The sequence below is a fragment of the Haloplanus rubicundus genome, assembly GCF_003342675.1.
GTDB classification, from domain to species: Archaea; Halobacteriota; Halobacteria; order Halobacteriales; family Haloferacaceae; genus Haloplanus; species Haloplanus rubicundus.
The window spans coordinates 2895163-2911163 of the sequence record NZ_CP031148.1; the positions used below are offsets into that span (position 1 = coordinate 2895163).

The window sequence follows — 16001 nt, forward strand, 5'->3', positions numbered from 1 at the left end:
ATCCGCGCTTGCTCCCGGGGCCTATTGGCTCTCCCGCTTTTTGCCGACGACCGTGAACGCGAAGCCGCGGTCGAGGACCCTGGGGACCAACCCGGCGTCGTCGAGCGCCGTCGCCCACGCGTCCGGCCCGCGAAACGTCGAATCGAAGCCGACGGCGCCTTCGGCCGCGACGAGCGCCCGCCCCCGAAGCGTCCGGGGATCGAACTCCCGAACCACGAAGACGCCACCCGGCCGCAGGACCCGCGCCGCCTCCGCGAGCGCCGCCCCCTGCTCGGGCAGGTGGTGGAGCGCGTCGAGGACGACGACGGCGTCCGCGCTCGCGTCGCGGAACGGGAGCCGACCGGCGTCGCCCTGCACCGCCGGTGTCCCCCGGTCGGCGGCGCGGGCGAGCATCGCCCGCGACGCGTCGACGACGACCGTCTCGGGGGCACGGGCGATTCCGACGGGGGCCGCAATCGCCCGCGCGGCCCGTCCCGTCCCACCCGCGAGGTCGAGCACCCGCTCGACGGGCCGGTCGGCCCGCGCCAGCCCCGCCCAGAGGGGTTCGGGATCGGTTGCCGGCGCGAGGCGGTCGTAGAGACGCGCGACGCGGTCGAAGAAGTCGACGTCGCCGGGTCCGTGCATGGCGGGAGTGGAACCCCGAGCGCCAACGGTTTTGGGGTCGACGGCGTAGCCCGACCATGGACTTCGCCCTCCTCGGGTGGCCGCCGGACGCCCCGACGCTCCGGCTGGACTACCGCCGCTTCGCCTACGCCGGCAAGTTCGTCCGCGGGTCGACCGGGAAAGCGGTCGTGCGCGAGGGGGAGCGAGGGGTGGGCGAGTACGACGACCATCTCCTCGCCGCCGCGTCGTTCGACCCCGACCGCACTGACGCCGGCCGCCTCGTCGTCCGCTACGTGACCGTCCGCGACGACCGGCGGGGCGAGGGCCTCGGCGCCCGCTTGCTGGCGTTCGTCGCCGCCCGCGCCGCCGACCGGGGCTACGACCGGGTTCGGATCGCCGTCAACAATCCCGCCGCCTACGTCGCCGCCCACCGCGCCGGCTTCGCGTTCACGGGCACGGAGACGGGGCTGGCCGAACTCGTCTGCGAGCGGTCGGCCGTCCGGCCCGCCGTCGTCGACGCCGACGCCTACCGGTCGGGGCTCGACCGCTACCGGGAGCGCGACCTCGACGCCGAGGCGCTGGCCCGCCTCGACGAGAAGCGGGCGGCGGGGCCGCCGTCGGTCGTCGATCCGCCTTGCGACGACGAACCCGGAGGTTGAAAGTCGGTCGCGCCCTACCGGACGCCGATGGGCAACGCAGACCTCCGGCAACTCGCCGCGCTCCGGGACGTGACGTGGGACGAGGTGGCGGGCAGCGTCGTCGCCGTCGACGCGCACAACTGGCTGTACAGATATCTGACGACGACGGTCAAGTGGACGAACGACGCGGCCTACACGACGAGCGGGGGCGAGGAGGTGGCGAACCTCGTCGGCGTCGTGCAGGGACTCCCCAAGTTCTTCGACCACGACCTGACGCCCGTCTTCGTCTTCGACGGGGGCGTCACCGACCTGAAGGAGGCGGAGGTGTCCGAACGCCGCGAGAAGCGCGAACGCGCCGAGGAACGGCTTGCCGAGGCGGAGGAACGCGGCGACGCCATCGAGGCCGCTCGCCTCGAAGCCCGCACCCAGCGTCTGACCGACACGATTCTGGAGACGACCCGGGAACTCCTCGCCTTGCTGGACGTGCCGACCGTCGACGCGCCCGCGGAAGGAGAGGCGCAGGCGGCGTACATGGCCCGCCGGGGCGACGCCGACTACGCTGGCAGCGAGGACTACGACACCCTGCTCTTCGGCGCACCGCGTACGCTCCGCCAACTGACGAGCAAGGGGCAGCCCGAACTGATGGACCTCGACGCGACGCTGGAGCGCCACGACATCACGCTGGAACAACTGATCGACGTGGCCATCCTCTGTGGGACGGACTTCAACCCCGGCGTCGACGGCGTGGGACCGAAGACGGCGCTCGGAGCGATCACGGAGCACGGCGACCTGTGGGCCGCCGTCGAGGCCGAGGGCTGGCAGGTGCCGAACGCCGACCGGGTGCGTGACCTCTTTCGCAACCCCCCGGTGACCGACGACTACGCGGTCGACGCCGACATCGACCCCGACGTGGCCGCCGCGCGCGAGTACGTGACCGAGACGTGGGAGATCGACACCGACGAGGTCGAACGCGGCTTCGAGCGCATCGAGGCGTCGCTGGTCCAGACCGGCCTCGATCGCTGGACGTAGGCGCGGCAGCTTTTTTCCCCCGGCCCGCGTGGGTCGTCACCATGCCCGCCGTCGAACTCTCTCGGTACCGCCTCGGCTGGTGGAGTCTCGGTATCGCGCTCGGGGCGGCGCTGCTCTACGTCGTCTACCGGTTCGTCGGCACCTTCGTCTTCGGGGTGTTCATCTACTACGCCACCCGGCCGATCTACCGTCGGTTGCGCCGGGTGATCCGGCCGGCGAGCCTCGCCGCCGCCGTCTCGCTGTTCGCGCTCGCGCTCCCCGCACTCGTCCTCGTCACCTACGCCTTGAGCATCGCGCTCGGGGAACTCCTGCGGTACGTCAACGGCGGGGCGCTCGACCCGACGCGGTGGCCGCTCGTGGACCAGGAGTTGCTCGACAGCATCGCCGATCCGGCCACACTCCTCCAACTCGACCTCGAGCAGTATCTCACCGCCGAGGGCGTCCGGTCGCTCCTCTCCTCGCTCGGATCGGCGGTGGATACGGTGGCGTTCGTCGGTATCGGCGCCGTCCACCTGTTCGTGATGCTCGCGCTCTCCTTCTACCTGCTCCGCGACGGGGACCGACTGTCGCGGTGGGTCGTCCGGAAGTTCGGCGACGAGCGCGGCGTGTTGGAGACCTACGGCCGCGCCGTCGACCGAGACTTCAAGGCCATCTTCTTCGGCAACATCCTCAACGCGGTGTTGACGGGGAGCATCGGCGTCCTCGCGTACTCGATTCTGAACGTCTACGCGCCGGCGGGACTCGCGATTCCGGCGGCCCCCCTCGTCGGCCTGCTCGCCGGGGTGGCGAGTCTCATCCCCATCGTCGGCATGAAACTCGTCTACGTGCCGGTCGCGCTCTATCTCGCCGTCGTGGGTGCGCTCACCGATCCGACGGGACTGTGGTTCGTCGTTCTCTTCGCCGCCATCTCCTTCGTCATCGTCGACACCATCCCCGACCTGGTGCTCCGGCCGTACGTCTCCGGCCGCAGCCTCCACGTCGGGAGCCTGATGATCGCCTACACCTTCGGCCCGCTCCTCTTTGGCTGGTACGGCATCTTCCTCACGCCGATGCTTCTCGTGTTGGTCGTCCACTTCGCACGGCTGGTGCTCCCCGAACTGCTGGACGGGGAACCGATCAAGCCGTACGCGGTCGATCCCGGGACCGTCGGCACGGGCGAGCCGTACACCGGTCTGGACGCCGACACCGACGGCACGGGCGACGATACGGGCGCGTAGCCGTCGCTGTCGGATGTCGTGTCACGGGCCGGCGGCGTCGCCGCTGGCGAATTTGGTGCAAAAGGAAGCAAGCCACGCGAAAATCGCGTGGATGCTTGCCGCCCTGAATTGGTCCCCGCTGACGCTTCGGCCCTCCAAGCGAAGCGTCACCAGATACTGAGTGATCCCTACTCATAAAGATACCGCCTCGCCGCTACATATACTCCTCCTCGAGCACCCACCCCAGCGCGCGTTTGTAGTGCGTGAACAGTTCTCGGACACCCTCGTGGCGCATCTCCTCGTCGTCGAGCTGTTCCTGAAGAAACTCGTACTGCTCGCGAACCTCGGCTTCGTCGCGCATACGTGAGGGTTGAGGCTCCGGCCCCGTAGCTTCCCCGGAGCGTCGGCCTTTTGTCGCCGCCCGGCCAACGGCGGCTATGAAGGTTCGCGGCCAGCGGGAGTGTCAGTCGTGTGGCCACCGGTGGTCGTACTACGAGACGGGGAGCGTGGCGTGTCCGGCCTGCGAGAGCCTCCGGAGCGTCGGCGTCGACGATCGACACCTCCACACCGACGCCCCCGCGACGCTGGATCTGTCCCCCTACCGCGCGGCGTGGGCCGACGACGAACTCGCCGACCGCGTCGACGACTGCAAGGCCGCCCTGCGCGAGTACGTCCGCAAGCGCGGCTTCGTCGACGGCGGCGCCCTCCAACCCCTCGACGACGCGGTCCTCGCCGCCCACGAACTACTGCAGGTGATAGACCTGTACGGGCGGGCGCGGGACCCGACCGACGACGACGAACGCTATCTGCTCGCCCTGCTTCGCGGTGCCGACGAGGGCGAGCGACCGCCGCCGGAGGACGTATCGCCCGCGTGGACCGAGGCCCGCGGCCTCGCGTACGCGAACGCCGTCGACGACTACCGCCGGGACGTCGTCGAGTGGCTCGACGAACATCCGGACCCCGAGGCGCGGCGGACCCTCGGGACGATCCACGAACGCGTCAAGCGGGTGAAGGCACTCCAGGGCGACGTGTCGCCGACGGAGGCGGAGTCGCTGGTGCGGGCGGCCCGCGAGGTGGGGGAATATCTGATGCGAGGGGACGAATCGGCACTGGCGTCCGCCCGGGAGCGACTGGCGTGAGCGTCACGCGGACGCCAGTGTCGAAGGCGGGGCGTCCGCCCGGGAGCGACTGGCGTGAGCGTCACGCGGACGCCAGTGTCGAAGGCGGGGCGTCCGCCCGGGAGCGACTGGCGTGAGCGTCACGCGGACGCCAGTGTCGAAGGCGGGGCGTCCGCCCGGGAGCGGCTTCGTTACTCCAAATCGACCGGCACGTCTGCCTGCCGGCTCGCTGCCTTCACGGTGTTGTAGAGGAGCATCGCGCGCGTCATCGGGCCGACGCCACCGGGGACGGGCGTGATGGCGCTCGCTTTCGCCTTCGCGCTCTCGAAGTCCACGTCGCCGACGAGGGTGGATTCGCCGTCGCGTTCGACCCGGTTGACACCCACGTCGATGACGACGGTGCCGTCGGCGATCATCGAGCCGTCGACGAGTTCCGGGACGCCGACGGCGGCGATCACCACGTCGGCCCGGCGGGTCTTCTCGGCGAGGTCGTCGGTGCGGGAGTGACAGACCGTCACCGTCGCGTTGCCGTAGTCGGCCTTCTGGATCAGGAGGTTCGCGAGGGGTTTGCCGACGATGTTCGAGCGGCCGACGACGGTCACGTCGGCGCCCTCCGTCTCCACGTCGGCCGCGTCGAGGAGTTTGAGGACGCCGTGGGGGGTGCAGGGCTTGTAGACGGGGTCGCCCGCGACGAGGCGGCCGACGTTCTCGGGGTGGAAGCCGTCCACGTCCTTCGCGGGGTCGATGGCGCGGATCACGTCGCGGTCCTCGATGTGGTCGGGAACGGGCATCTGGACGAGGATACCGTTCACGTCGGGGTCGGCGTTCAGGTCGGCGACGGTGTCGAACAGCTCCTCGGCGGGCGCGTCGGGATCGATCTCCACGTCGAGGGCCTCGATGCCGACCTCCTCGCAGTCCTGCTGTTTCATCGAGACGTACGTCTGGCTCGCGGGGTCGTCGCTCATGAGGACGGTGGCGAGCGTGGGCGTGACGTCCGCGTCGTCGAGCGTGTCGATGGCCGCTCCCAGACCGTCGCGTACCTCGGCGGCGACGGCGTTGCCGTCGATGATGTCGGTCATGTCCCGACAGGCGAGGGGGACGGCCTTCAACGCACTGGTTGCTACGGATTGTTGTGACGGCTGGTGCCGATCACGACGCGGCGCCGCCCGGACTGTCCGATGCAGTACCGGCAGCCGAGAATCGGGGGCGTCATTTTTCCCCTGGGGCGGCGAACGCGCAGCCATGTACGAGAACATCCTGCTCGCCACGGACGGCAGCGTCGCGTCGAAGAACGCGACGAGTCACGCCATCGGCCTGGCCGACCTCCACGACGCCATGCTCCACGTCCTGTTCGTCGTCGACAGCGACGTCTACTCGGCGTACAGCGGCGACGAGTACGTCGACGAACGTGAGGGCCCGGAACACGGGCTGGAGGAAGTCGGCGAGGAGGCGCTCGCGGCGGTGCGAAAGCGCGCCGCCGACCGGGGCGTCGAGGTGCTCGAAGAGCTCAGACACGGGCGCCCCCACGAGGAAATCGTCGAGTACGCCGACGAGGAGGGCGTCGATCTGATCGTCCTCGGCACCCGACGCCATCCCGAGGAGTACCGGAGCCTCCTCGGGAGCGTCACGGACCGCGTGGTCCGGCTGGCCGACGAGCCGGTGACGGTCGTGAAGACGGAAGTCGAGTAACTCGACCGGCAGCCAAGCGAAAACTGTTAACGCCCCGTGTCGAGTACCGTCGATCGATGTCGACGGACTCCCAACTCGTCACCGCGATCAAAGCCGATCTCATCTGGCTGCTGACTGCGTGGCGAAAGCTGTTGTTCTCGGTGGAGTCGCACAGTCATCCGGCCCGGAATCGCTGGCAGCCCGAGACGATTCGGGACCGCCTGGCGTTCTGGGCCTGGAGTGGACTGGGGGCCGTACTGATCGCCGCCGCCTACCCGTTCGCAGTCGCCGGGTTCTGGGCCAGGTACGTGACCCGACGGCTCAACCGCATCGCCACCGGCCTGGGGCTGGTCGCCATCGTCGCCGTCGTGGCCGTCGTCTGGGGCACGTTGACGGTGATCGCCTGGGGGCAGCTTCCGGCCTCGGGGTTCGCCGCCGTCCTCACGGCCAGCGTGGTCGCGACGATATCCACCGCGCTCGCGTGGGGCACCACTCGGGCCGGCGGTCGGCGACTGACCCTCGTCGCCGCGTACCCGTTCGCCGTCGCGGCGATTTTTCTCCCACCGGTGACGGCCGCGCTCTTCTCGCCCACCCTGGGCGAGGTCATCCTTCCGCGGAGCACGTCACTCGCCGCGTGGCTCCTCGACAACGTTCTCGCCGTCGGGAATCTCAACACGGTCATCCGACAGCAGTTCAACCTATCCGGCGCCGCGTTCGTGGGGATGTGGGCCGGTCTCGCCGTCCCTATCGGCTGGATGCTCGGCCTGCTCGTGACGTTCGCGAACGCGGTTCGCCCGCGTGCCGACGGTGACCGGCGGTAGGGGAGTCAGTCCGACTCGTCGGTCGCCTGTACGGGATCGGCGGTTCCGTTTCGGTCCTCGTTTTCGCCTGCACCTTCGTGCTCGACGGCCCGCCGTTGCAGCGAGTCGATCCGGGGAACCTCGGTGACGTTCGAGAGCAACACGACCGCCGAGACGGTCGACGCTCCCGCCCGCGGGTCGTCGCCGGCGAGCACCTCGACCGTCTCCGTCTCCTCTTCGAGCCACTGGCGGGCGCTTTCGAAGCCGCGTCGGGAGAGTTCCTCCGGGGGCCCGGAGAGCACGACGAGCGCCCGCTCGGCGCTCGACACCTCACACGGCAGCGTCAGCCGTGAGTTGAGTGCCTGTCGAACCAGACTCTGGATCTTCACTGCGTCGGTCGGTTCGTCCGAGTCGTCGTCGCCACCGCCGGGGAGCAGCGAGCGGAGCCACGACAGGAAGCCGCCGCCGTCGTCGAGGTCGGTCTCGGCGTAGCCGATGGAGGCGACGCCGCCCGGCGAGAGCGTTCGGATGAGGTCGCTCGAATCCATCGTGTTCGCCCCGATGGATTCGGGGTCGGTGTTCTCTCTGGCGAACAGCGTCACGATTCGGGACGCCAGTTCGCGGTTCGCCCGTGCGTACCCGTCGTTGTCGTCCGCGTCGGTGTCGGCGTCGCTCCCGCTGACCCACCGGTCGTTGTCGAACAACAGGACGCTGTCGGCCGCCGGGACGAGCGACCGGAGCGACCGCGCGGCGTTCAACGCCGGGCGGCCACCCTCGTGTTCGCCGGGGAGGACGCCGAGGACGTACACCGGCTTGTCGTACATGTCCTGCAGCCGTTCGACGAGGACGGCTCCGGCGCCGCTGCCGGTGCCGCCACCCAGCCCCGCGACGACCAACACGCCGTCGAGTTTGCGCATGGGTATCGAATCGAGCGTGCGGTGTATCTCGGGGAAGTCGGTGCGGCTGATCTCGACGGCGAGGTCCTGGTCACCGTCGACGCCCGAATCGACCTCGCGGTGCGTGTCGCCGATGGTCACGTGTTTCTCCGGCGGGACGTGATCGAACTCGTCGTCGACCGTCCGGGAGATGTCGACCGTCAGCAGATGCCCGTAGCAGAGCTTCCGATCACCCGCCGTCTCGACGCCGCGAATCGTGTCGACGAGACGGCTACCGGCACCGCCGATACCGACGAGCGCGAGTTTCATCGTCGCCCTCGTCCGACCGGAGTGCGTTCGGTTCGGGGCACGGTTCAGACGACGGGGTCGAGGTCGTCGTTTTCGTCCGTGATCAGGTCGTTGATCTTGTCCTCGCGCTCGGCCCGCTGCTGAGCGATCTGTTCCTGGGCGTCGACGGCCTGATTCTGGATCGCATCGATCCGCGGGGCGTCCGAGACGTTCGAGAGGAGCACCGCCGCGGCGAGTTGCGACGAGCGCTCGCGCGGATCGTCACCGACGAGCACCTCGACCGTCTGGGCTTCCTGTTCGAGCCACTGGCGGGCACTCTCGATGCCCTTCCGGGAGAACTCGCCCGGCGGTCCCGAGAGGACGACGAGCACCCGCTCGGCGCTCGATACCTCACAGGGCAGCGTCAGCCGGGAGTTGGTCGCCCGGCGGACGAGCGCCTTGATCTTCGTCGCCTGGCTGGCGTCGTCGAGGGGGTCCTCGTCCTTGCCGCTGCCGCCCCACCGGTCGAGGAGGCCCTCGGGCCCCGCGTCGACCGCGGTGGCGGCGTAGCCGATCGAGGAGACCCCGTCGGTGTTGAGCGTGCGGATGATGTCACTGGAGTCCATCGCGTTCTCCGCGACCTCCGAGTCGTCGGTTTCGCCGGCCGCCAGCAGCGTCACGATCCGGGCGGCCAGTTCGCGGTTCATCTCCTCGTAGCCTTCCTCGATCGTCTGATCACGAGCGCGCCAAGCGTCGTTGTCGAAGCCGATGAAGTTGTCCGTCTTGTTGACGAACGACTGGAGGGACCGGGCGGCGTTCAGCGCCGGGCGGCCACCCTCGTACTCGCCGGGGAGGACGCCGAGGGCGTACACCGGTTCGTCGTACATCTCTTGGAGGGCGTCGATAACCACGGGGCCACCGCCGCTTCCGGTACCGCCACCGAGGCCGGCCGCGACGAGAATCGCGTCGACGTTGTGAATCTCGATGTCGTCGAAGGCCCGACGGAGCTCGTCGATATCGCCGGACATGACCTCGGCACCGATTTCGACGTCGCCGCCGACGCCGTGCCCTTTCGACTTCTGGTTCGTGTCGCCGACCAGCACCCGCTGCTCTTCGGGGATATACTCGGGCTTGGCGAGGTCCGTTCGCGCGGTGTTGATCGCGTGGACGTGTCGACAGAGGTTCCGATTGGTCTCGGATTCGAACTCGACCATTCGGTCTACGAGCTTGCTTCCAGCGTTGCCGACACCGATTGTAGCGAGTTTCATAACCGTCGGTTGGCTTGACTGGGCCGAGGGGTATAGTTAATTTGGTTCAGTGCTGATAGCTCCCGGTCGAGGTGGACGGGACGGGACCGACACGGTTGGCGTCGGGTAGCCGGTTACTCGTACAGCGGGTGGGCCGCACACAGTTCGTCTACCCGGTCGCTCACGTCGTCGAGGACGGCGTCGTCCGCGGGCGCGTCGAGGACGCGCGCGATCAGATCGCCCACCTCGCGGATGGCCTCCTCCTCGAAGCCGCGGGTGGTGAGCGCCGCCGTTCCGGCGCGGATGCCGCTGGGGTCGAACGGCGAGCGCGTCTCCCCCGGCACCGTGTTGCCGTTGAGGACGATACCCGTCTCGTCGAGGGCGTCCTCCGCGTCGCCGCCCGAGAGGTTCGGATGCGACTCGCGCAGGTCGACGAGGACGAGGTGAGTGTCGGTGCCCCCGGAGACCAGAGAGAGGCCGTGGTCGGCGAGTCGCTCGCCCAGCGCGTGGGCGTTGTCGACCACCTGCTCGGCGTATGCGGTGAAGGAGTCGTCGAGCGCCTCGCCGAATCCAACCGCCTTGCCGGCGACGTTGTGCATGAGGGGCCCGCCCTGTACCCCGGGGAAGACGGCGTTGTCGACGGCGTCGGCGTGTTCCGCCCCGCACATGATGATCCCGCCGCGGCCGGCGCGGATGGTCTTGTGCGTGCTCCCGGTGACGAAGTCCGCGACACCGACGGGCGAGGGGTGGACGCCCGCGGCGACGAGGCCGGTGATGTGGGCGATGTCGGCGACGTGGATGGCGTCGACGGCGTCGGCGACGGCGTCGATGCGCTCCCAGTCGACCTGCCGCGGATAGGCGGAGAAGCCGGAGACGATAGCGTCGGGGTCGAAGGAGTCCGCGGTGTCGGCCAGCGCCTCGTAGTCGAGATACCCCGTCTCCGGGTCGACGCGGTAGTGTTCCACGTCGAACAGCTGCCCGGCGAAGTTGGCGGGGTGGCCGTGGCTCAGGTGACCGCCGTGTTCGAGTTCGAGCGAGAGGATGCGGTCGCCGGGATCGAGGGTCGCGAGGTACACCGCCATGTTCGCCTGCGAGCCGCTGTGGGGCTGGACGTTGACGTGCTCGGCGCCCCAGAGTTCCTTGGCGCGTTCGATTGCCAGCTCCTCGACGGCGTCGGCGTACCGACAGCCGGCGTAGTAGCGCTCGCCGGGGTAACCCTCGGCGTACTTGTTGGTGAGGCTACTTCCCTGGGCCTCGATCACGGCCTCGCTCGCGTGGTTCTCCGAGGCGATCATCGATAGCGTGGTTCGCTGGCGCTCGGTCTCGGCGGAGATCGCGTCCGCGACCGCCGGATCGGTCGCTCGGACGTGACTGTAGTCCATGTGTACCCGCGTGGCAACCGAGGCATAAAGCTGTCTCTCACTCGAACCGGCGGCCGGCGCGGACGGTCGTCGTCAAGAAAATTAACGGTTGGTACAACTCTAAAATTACTCTGTTACGCGATAGAGGGGTCGTTAAAATTAATACAGGTGCGAAGATATTGAAGCCATGGTCGACGGGGTGAACCTGCACGGAGAGAGCTTCGAGGAGGTACTGGAGACGGTGTTCGAGTCGACCGACGCGCTGTTGCTGGTCGATCCGACCGGGGGAATGGTCGAGGCGCTCACGACGGTCACGTCGACGGTGGCGAACCCGCCGTCGGTCCGGATTCTGACCGAGGCGGCGGTGTTGAAAGACGTGATGGACGACTTCGTCGTGGCGAGCAACGCCGCCGACCACATCGAGTCGGGAACGCTCTCCGTGCGAACGGGAACGGCCGCCGCCAACGCGCTCGTACTCACCGACGAGGCTGTGTGGGCGCTGGTCGGGGCCGACGACCACGTCGCCGCGCTCGGAACCGACGCGGACGACTTCGTCGCCGCCGCCGGCGACACCTACGAGACCCAGTGGGAGCGAGCGGAGTCGTTCAACCTCCGGACGCCACCCCTGTCGCTGGTCCGCGAGACGCTCGGCGAGGACATCGGGCAGGACACCCGGGCCGACTTCGACGCCACGCTCGAAGCGCTCCAGTCCGCCCGCGATGCCACCGGCGAGTTCGACGAGGTGACGCTCACGCTCCTCGTCGCCGCCCGCAACGACGTGCTCCTGTACGACATCAGCAAGTGGGGCGAGGACGTGGGCATCGCGAGCAAGGCCACGTTCTCGCGGACCAAGACCACCCTCGAGGAGGAGGGACTCATCCGGACGGAGAAGGTTCCCATCGACGTGGGTCGACCCCGCCTGCGGCTGAAACTCAACGAGGACCGATTCGAGGAGGCGACGCCCGCCGAACTCGCCGCGGTGACGCTCAACCACGCCTGACCGCGACTCCCGACCACTTTTCTCCCCGGACAGCGTCGGCCGAGCCATGCAGATCGGTATCGCGGGGAGCGGACCGGCGGCCGAGTCGGTCCGGGCCGCGCTCGACGACGTGGACGCGACGGCGGCGGCGGTGCCGCCGGACGGACTCGACTCGTACTCCCTCGGCGTCGTGATCGCCCCGGCCGGCGCACCGGCCTTCGAGGCGGCGGACGCGGCCGCCACGCGCTGGCTCGCCGTCGAAATCGGCGGTCTCGGCGGCGTCGCCATCCCCGACCTCGACGCGACGGTGACGGTCTTCGCCGACGGCGTCGGCTACCGCGACCTCCGGGAGCGCGTCGCTGCCGCGGAGGTCGAGGGGAGCGGCGACCCGACGGGGAGTCGAAGCGCCGTCCGCCTCGCCGGCGCCGTCGCGGGCCACCGCCTCGTCTCGCTGCTCTCCGGCGCGGACCTCGCCGGAACCGTCGTGGAGGTGCCCGGCGGCGAGCGGCGGGTGTTCGCGGTCCCACGTGCCGAAAATCGGGACCGTGGCCTCCGGCGGACCCACCGCGACGCCACCCTCGACGACGCCCTCGCTCGCGCCGAACGGGCCGTCGACGACCGGGTCGGCCTCCTGACGCAGGTGGGAGAACGCGAGTCGTTCCCGGCGCCGTACTACTTGGCGTCCACGTCCGACACGAGCGTCTTCAGCGACGCCCGGGCCGCCGCCCTCACGGCGGGCGTCGACGACGACTGGGACCGCGCGTTCGTGAAGGCGCTCGGCGAGGGGCTGGAACGCTACTGCGCCGGCGTCTACCGCGAGGCCGAGTTCGCGGACGCCCCGCCCGCGGCCACGACGGTCGAGGGACGGGAGGCAATCTCCCCGACGACGTTCGTCCGCCCCGACGACCGGGACGCGGGAGCCGATCCGATCCCGTGGGTGCCCGGCGAGGATCTGGCGACCGGCGACGCCGTGGCCCTCCCCGCGGAGTTCGTCCACTACCCGCCGCCCGCGGAGCGATACCGGCCACCGATCACGACGGGGCTGGGGCTGGGCAGTTCGGGCGTCGAAGCCATCCTCTCGGGCCTGTACGAGGTGATCGAACGCGACGCGACGATGCTCGCCTGGTACTCGACGTACGAACCGCTCGGGCTGGCGGTGGACGACGAGGGGTTCTCGGCGCTGGTCGACCGCGCCCGCGCCGAACGGCTGTCGGTGACGCCGCTACTCGTCACCGCGGACGTGGACGTCCCGGTCGTCGCCGTCGCCGTCCACCGCGAGGGGGAGTGGCCCCGGTTCGCCGTCGGATCGGGGGCGGACCTCGACGCCGCGGCCGCGGCCCGGTCGGCGCTCGCGGAGGCGCTCCAGAACTGGATGGAACTGCGGGCGATGGGGCCGGAGGAGGCGAACGGCGAGGAAGGCGCCATCGGCCACTACGCCGACCTCCCGGCCGCGGCCGAGGCGTTCCTCGGCGTCGACGGCGAGGTGCCGGCGTCGACCGTCGGCCCCGATCCGGTCCCGGCGGGCGCGGCCGAACTCGACGCGGTCGTCTCGCGGGCGACCGACGCCGGCCTCGACGCCTACGCCGCCCGCCTCACGACGCCGGACGTGGCCGAGTTGGGGTTCGAGGCGGTTCGCGTGCTCTCCCCGACCGCACAGCCGCTGTTCGTCGGCGATCCCTTCTTCGGCGACCGCGCCGAGAACGTCCCCCCGGAGATGGGCTACGAACCCCGTCTCGACCGGGGGTTCCACCCCTATCCGTAGCCCCCGCCGCTACACGCCGAAGGTCGCCCGCAACATGTCGCGGGTGCCCGGCCCCAGCCCCACGGCGAGGATGGCGATCATGAGCAAGATGGCGTACCGCGGGTTCTCGTCGAAGATCTGTGCGTCGAACAGCCAGACGACGACGGTGGCGGCGACGAGTTTCACGACGAGGAACGGCCAGGTGTCGCCGGTGACGGCGAGGACGGACGCGGGTAGCGTCGATCCCGTAATCTCGACGATGGCCCGATTGACGGGGTGTTTGGGGACGAGGTTCGGCCCGGCGCCGAGCGCGACCATCCAGTCGAGACCGACGATGTTGGCGACGCCGTCGACGGCGTGGCCCCAGATGACGACGAAGCCCATGCGACCGGTGCCGGCGTTGACCGCCGGGGCGAAGCGCTCGATCAGCCACCACGTCCCGGCGGCCGAGATCGTCGACCCCGCGAGGATGACGACGATCACCTGCGGGTAGAAGGTGCCCGGACCGTCGGGGGCGACGGCGCTCCAGAGCAGGAAGAGGAGGGTCGCCACGAGGACGACGACGCCGGACGCGAGGAGCGGTCGGGTGTAGTCACCGACGACGTTCCGGCGGGCCAGTGCGACGCTCGCGACGACGGCGGCGAGGGTCACGCCGAAGACGGTGAAGTAGATGACCGGGCTGATGAGCAGCGTGTTGAGCGGGTAGTCGATCAGCGGATCGGCGGCGGCGTCGGTCACGTCCTCGACGACGCGGAGCGCGCCGCCGAAGAAGACGAACGGCAGGAGGGAGAAGAAGAGTTCGCGGTCGGTGCCGAGATCGAGGGCGCGGAGGAGGAAGACGAGACCGGAGAGGGCGACGAGCAGGATGACGACGTACCCCACCTCGGAGACGAGCGTGTAGCCGGGGTAGGCGACCGGCTCCGGCGCGGCCGAACACGCCGCGGACTCGTAGAGATAGCGGGTGGCGCCGCCCTCACGGATCGCACAGAAGGCGCTGTTGGCGTCGGCCTGCACCGGTCCCCAGAAGAAGTGCCAGACGAACCCGTCGTAGACGGTACGCGGGAACAGGAGCGACCCGCCGATCAGGGCGACGAGAAGCGCGAGGACCGACCCGGTCCAGAGCTGCAGCGGTTCGACGTCGAGGCGTTCCGCGACCGTGGCCATATCCCAACGCCGGCACCGGTGCGTTTCAGGGTTGTGGTTGTGGGCGACGGGAGCGCACGCGGGCGATCAGGCGACCGCCGGATCGACGTCGGCGTCGTCGCCGCCCCCGATGGCGTCGCCGAAGCCCGTGCCCCAGACCCACGCCGCCGCGACCTGGCCGTAGAAGGTGACGAACACGCCGGCGATGGCGCCGACGAAGGGGACGATGCCGAGGACGCTCGCGACGACGGCGGCGGCGAGCAACACCCCGACCCCGTAGAGCCACGGGATGGCGTACGTCCGGTCCGTCGCGACCGAGCCGATCACGTCGAGGTCGAACGCCGCGCCGAGCGTGCCGACGTGGGCGTAGTTGGTGAGGCCGATCAGGGTGACGTATCCGAACGCCAGCGCGAGCAGCGTCGAGAGCGCCAGCCCGCCGAGCAGGCCGGCGATGCCGACGCCCGCGCCCACCTCCGACCCCGACGCGATAGCCGCGAGCGAGCCGCCGACGGTCAAGAGAAAGACGAGCAAGGGGATCAACTGGTAGACGAAGACGATGACGAACGCGACCACGCCCTCCTTCAGGAGCGTCCCCCAGTCGTCGAAGACGGGAGGATTCTCCTGCCCCTCGATCCCGTCACGCAGGACGCGAAGGACGTAGCCGTACACCAGAAACGCCGGGACGATGAGGAACGAAAACAGGGTCAACGCCCCGCCGATGAGGACCGTCTTGAGCCAGTCGTCGGAGTTGGTCGGGTAGGTTACGACCCGCTCTAGATCTATCGCCATACCGACGTATTTCCGGGACGAATGGTAAGTCTTTGCCAGCGGCCACTACCCCTGGATGGGGGCGTCGGCCGCCGACAGCGCCTCGGCCAGATCCGTCGTCGTCAGGATGCCCACCCCGTTGCCGTCGGCGTCGGTCACGGGGGCGTGGCTGATGTCGGCGTCGACCATCTGCCGGGCGGCGACGGTGAGGGGGTCGTCCGGTCGCACCGTCTCCACGTCGGTCGTCATGTACGCGCCGACGGTCGCCTCGTCGGCCGGGGTGGCGTCCGCCGCCACGCGGACGGCGTCCGTCGACGTGAAGATGCCCTCGGGACGACAGGCCTCGCCGACGACGACGACGGATTTGATTCCGGCCTCCAGCATCCCCCGTGCGGCCTCGTCGACCGGCGTGTCCGCATCGAGCGTGAGCATCGGCGTGGTCATGGCGTCGCTGACCAGCGTGTCTGTCATGCGTTGACACTGCACGATACAGGCACATAAGCCCGTCGCGACGGGGGCGAGTGGCTCCGCGTCACCGGTGCCTTCG

The 16001-nt window shown here is 69.7% G+C and carries 17 protein-coding genes; 8 read left to right on the forward strand and 9 right to left on the reverse strand.

Annotation, left to right across the window (positions count from 1 at the left end):
* Window positions 1-21: 21 nt before the first annotated feature.
* Window positions 22-624 (reverse strand): class I SAM-dependent methyltransferase, encoded by a 603-nt coding sequence (locus DU484_RS15940; RefSeq protein WP_114606416.1) that lies wholly within the window; start codon window positions 622-624, stop codon window positions 22-24.
* Between the two features lie 56 nt (window positions 625-680).
* Between DU484_RS15940 and DU484_RS15945 the strand changes: the two genes are divergently transcribed.
* The 3 genes from DU484_RS15945 to DU484_RS15955 are packed head-to-tail and all read left to right on the forward strand — an operon-like array spanning window position 681 to window position 3487.
* The gene (locus DU484_RS15945) at window positions 681-1262 is read left to right on the forward strand and encodes a GNAT family N-acetyltransferase (RefSeq protein WP_114606417.1); all 582 of its coding nucleotides are present in this window, start codon (window positions 681-683) and stop codon (window positions 1260-1262) included.
* A 27-nt stretch (window positions 1263-1289) separates the two neighbouring features.
* A complete protein-coding gene (gene fen, locus DU484_RS15950; RefSeq protein WP_114606418.1) occupies window positions 1290-2270 on the forward strand; it encodes a flap endonuclease-1 in 981 nt (326 codons plus the stop codon).
* A 41-nt stretch (window positions 2271-2311) separates the two neighbouring features.
* Entirely contained in the window at window positions 2312-3487 is a 1176-nt protein-coding gene (locus tag DU484_RS15955; RefSeq protein ID WP_114606419.1) for an AI-2E family transporter, read from the forward strand.
* Between the two features lie 193 nt (window positions 3488-3680).
* Here the strand turns inward: DU484_RS15955 and DU484_RS20070 are convergent, their stop codons facing one another.
* Window positions 3681-3827 (reverse strand): hypothetical protein, encoded by a 147-nt coding sequence (locus tag DU484_RS20070; protein WP_187347717.1) that lies wholly within the window; start codon window positions 3825-3827, stop codon window positions 3681-3683.
* Window positions 3828-3903: 76 nt separating this feature from the next.
* On the opposite strand from DU484_RS20070, the gene DU484_RS15960 reads away from it, so the two are divergent.
* Window positions 3904-4605 carry a DUF7117 family protein gene (locus DU484_RS15960; RefSeq protein WP_114586926.1) on the forward strand — a complete coding sequence of 234 codons (702 nt, stop codon included), beginning with the start codon at window positions 3904-3906 and terminating at the stop codon, window positions 4603-4605.
* 170 nt (window positions 4606-4775) lie between these two features.
* On the opposite strand, the gene DU484_RS15965 is transcribed toward DU484_RS15960, so the two are convergent.
* Window positions 4776-5663 (reverse strand): tetrahydrofolate dehydrogenase/cyclohydrolase catalytic domain-containing protein, encoded by an 888-nt coding sequence (locus tag DU484_RS15965; RefSeq protein WP_114606420.1) that lies wholly within the window; start codon window positions 5661-5663, stop codon window positions 4776-4778.
* Between the two features lie 163 nt (window positions 5664-5826).
* Here DU484_RS15965 and DU484_RS15970 point away from each other — a divergent pair, with 163 nt between their 5' ends.
* Window positions 5827-6273 (forward strand): universal stress protein, encoded by a 447-nt coding sequence (locus DU484_RS15970; RefSeq protein WP_114606421.1) that lies wholly within the window; start codon window positions 5827-5829, stop codon window positions 6271-6273.
* Window positions 6274-6329: 56 nt separating this feature from the next.
* Window positions 6330-7073 carry a hypothetical protein gene (locus tag DU484_RS15975; RefSeq protein ID WP_222844862.1) on the forward strand — a complete coding sequence of 248 codons (744 nt, stop codon included), beginning with the start codon at window positions 6330-6332 and terminating at the stop codon, window positions 7071-7073.
* A gap of 5 nt (window positions 7074-7078) precedes the next feature.
* On the opposite strand, the gene DU484_RS15980 is transcribed toward DU484_RS15975, so the two are convergent.
* The 3 genes from DU484_RS15980 to DU484_RS15990 form a co-directional block, all read right to left on the reverse strand.
* Entirely contained in the window at window positions 7079-8257 is a 1179-nt protein-coding gene (locus DU484_RS15980; protein WP_114606422.1) for a tubulin/FtsZ family protein, read from the reverse strand.
* A gap of 44 nt (window positions 8258-8301) precedes the next feature.
* The gene (locus tag DU484_RS15985; RefSeq protein WP_114586931.1) at window positions 8302-9483 is read right to left on the reverse strand and encodes a tubulin/FtsZ family protein; all 1182 of its coding nucleotides are present in this window, start codon (window positions 9481-9483) and stop codon (window positions 8302-8304) included.
* Window positions 9484-9596: 113 nt separating this feature from the next.
* On the reverse strand, window positions 9597-10844 hold the full coding sequence (locus tag DU484_RS15990; protein WP_114606423.1) for a serine hydroxymethyltransferase: 1248 nt from the start codon (window positions 10842-10844) through the stop codon (window positions 9597-9599).
* A gap of 166 nt (window positions 10845-11010) precedes the next feature.
* Between DU484_RS15990 and tbsP the strand changes: the two genes are divergently transcribed.
* Together tbsP and DU484_RS16000 are read left to right on the forward strand one after the other, a co-directional pair.
* On the forward strand, window positions 11011-11823 hold the full coding sequence (gene tbsP, locus DU484_RS15995; RefSeq protein ID WP_114606424.1) for a transcriptional regulator TbsP: 813 nt from the start codon (window positions 11011-11013) through the stop codon (window positions 11821-11823).
* 46 nt (window positions 11824-11869) lie between these two features.
* Window positions 11870-13564: a YcaO-like family protein gene (locus tag DU484_RS16000; protein WP_114606425.1), complete on the forward strand. Its 1695-nt coding sequence runs from the start codon at window positions 11870-11872 to the stop codon at window positions 13562-13564.
* A gap of 9 nt (window positions 13565-13573) precedes the next feature.
* Here DU484_RS16000 and DU484_RS16005 read toward each other — a convergent pair whose 3' ends face one another.
* The 3 genes from DU484_RS16005 to DU484_RS16015 form a co-directional block, all read right to left on the reverse strand.
* Window positions 13574-14707 carry a DUF63 family protein gene (locus DU484_RS16005; RefSeq protein WP_114606426.1) on the reverse strand — a complete coding sequence of 378 codons (1134 nt, stop codon included), beginning with the start codon at window positions 14705-14707 and terminating at the stop codon, window positions 13574-13576.
* 66 nt (window positions 14708-14773) lie between these two features.
* Complete coding sequence (locus tag DU484_RS16010; protein WP_114606427.1) at window positions 14774-15475, reverse strand: DUF4013 domain-containing protein; 702 nt, start codon at window positions 15473-15475, stop codon at window positions 14774-14776.
* Between the two features lie 45 nt (window positions 15476-15520).
* Window positions 15521-15925 carry a CBS domain-containing protein gene (locus DU484_RS16015; RefSeq protein ID WP_114606428.1) on the reverse strand — a complete coding sequence of 135 codons (405 nt, stop codon included), beginning with the start codon at window positions 15923-15925 and terminating at the stop codon, window positions 15521-15523.
* Between the last annotated feature and the right edge of the window lie 76 nt (window positions 15926-16001).